This window comes from Paenibacillus sp. AD87 (assembly GCF_001659845.1).
GTDB classification, from domain to species: domain Bacteria; phylum Bacillota; class Bacilli; order Paenibacillales; family Paenibacillaceae; genus Paenibacillus; species Paenibacillus marchantiae.
Map to the genome: position 1 here is coordinate 1 of NZ_LXQN01000023.1, position 1,816 is coordinate 1,816.

The following is a 1,816-nucleotide window of genomic DNA, read 5'->3' on the forward strand; positions in this document are numbered from 1 at the left end:
CGGATAGCGCATATACCTTGTCCTGCTCCTGCACTTTGGCTGTCAGGAAAATAATACCCAGACGTTCATTCGTTTCACGAATTCGTCGACACACTTCAAACCCGTCAATTCCAGGAACCATAACATCTAGCAAAGCCAAGTCAATATCTGGTACGGATTGCAGAATACGAAGCGCTTCATGTCCGTCTCCCGCTTCGAGCACTTCGAACCCGTTTCTCTTCAAATTAATAACAATAAAACTGCGGATGGATTCTTCATCCTCAAGAATAAGTACTTTACTCATTAAGTTCTTCCTTTCTGTTCAGATGCGACATATTGTCCAGTAATCCACCATCGTTATTCGCAGATTGTGCGCCACGATAAGCAATCACTCGATCATTCGATTTGGTAATTTCTTTCCACCCTTTACCTTTGTCCTGTTCCCATTGCGTAAGTGTGAAATATTTAATTTCACCCACCGTTTCATCCGTATCAATCATTTTGAAACGAATATATTTTCCCTTTTCCGATTTGGTATCAATTGTAACTTTTCCGTACCAATCCGTTTTCAGGTTAAGATGGAATGCATTCGCATCATCACGATATTGGAAGGATACAAAATCTTTGCCATCCTTACCATTCCATTGATAGAAAGTATAGAACCACATTCGAGCATCAAATACGTAATGTTCCCAGCCTCTGGGTGTTTCCTTCAATCCAAATTCAATAATACCATCATTATTAAAATCACCGCTTAAAATTTTGTCATCTCTATAGGTTTGATCAGGGGAATTGAATGCATACACCAATTTGTTGTCTTTTACATAAACAATCTGTGTAAAAGTACTTCGGTCGTCCAATTCGGCATCCAATACGAAGCCCACTTTATCTTTGGCAATTTGACCACCAAGTGCATTATAAAATTCTTTTACTGTATAGTCCGTCTGTATACGGTCCACTTCCTTGAAACTGCCATCATCATATTGATATAGGGCAATGGAGGCAAATCCGCTGGTGTTGAGGGAAACGATAGCAAAATCATTTTTTTTGTCCCCGTTAAGATCCAAAGGATTTCCTTGTAAATCATCAATAATCAACTCATTATACGGTACTCCGCCCATCACCTGTTCAAGAGCTCCTCCTTTGTAGGAATATGCCATTAAAGCTTTCTGTGCTTCAAGGCTCACTCCAAGAACAATATCAGGATTGCCATCGTTCGTGATGTCCAGCAGTTTAAACGATTGTAAGGTATTTCCCGGAACATCAAAAGTAAGTTTTTTCACCCAGGTATCACCCTGCTCTTCGAGAAGCATGCCATGAATCCGCACATTTTCACTCGGAGTTTCGTAGAAAACAATAGCCTCTCGGGTTCCATCCCCATCTAAATCTGCCACCCGTATCATGCTTGTATTGTTCAAGTCTTTGGGACGAATTAATTGGCTTTCAGGAGGCTGTTCCTTCTGTACAATTGTGAGAAGCCTCTCCTTGTCCATTGACATCATGGGTTGTTTCATCAAAAGCTTGGGATCACTGAGGACAGTGCATCCGCTAAGAACGGAGCCGAGTACAATCATAGCCGCTCCCCCCGCTAACAGGCGCCCCCACCGTGAATTAAGCAAATTCATCACTCTTTTCAATAGTTTAAATCATATTTTTTTCTTGCTGTGTCAACCGACGTCCACGTATATCAAAAGCAATCTTGCCTTCCGCAAGACCCCAGATGCGGGTCGCATGTTTCTCTGCCATCTCAATCGGCAATACTGCAATTACGGTAGCCCGTTCCTCTTCGCACAATTTGCGCAGTGTTTCCAGCACCGTATCTGCGGTATGAGGATCA

2 protein-coding genes and 1 pseudogene are annotated in these 1,816 nt (G+C 42.1%); all 3 read right to left on the minus strand.

Annotated elements, in window-relative coordinates:
- On the minus strand, positions 1–283 hold a 283-nt coding region (locus tag gpAD87_RS31280), incomplete at its 3' end, for a response regulator (RefSeq protein ID WP_157258646.1).
- On the minus strand, positions 276–1,553 hold the full coding sequence (locus tag gpAD87_RS31285; RefSeq protein ID WP_064637175.1) for a hypothetical protein: 1,278 nt from the start codon (positions 1,551–1,553) through the stop codon (positions 276–278). The genes gpAD87_RS31280 and gpAD87_RS31285, both read right to left, overlap by 8 nt.
- Before the next feature lie 67 nt (positions 1,554–1,620).
- Positions 1,621–1,816: pseudogene (locus tag gpAD87_RS32390) on the minus strand (phosphonate ABC transporter ATP-binding protein); the annotation flags it as partial.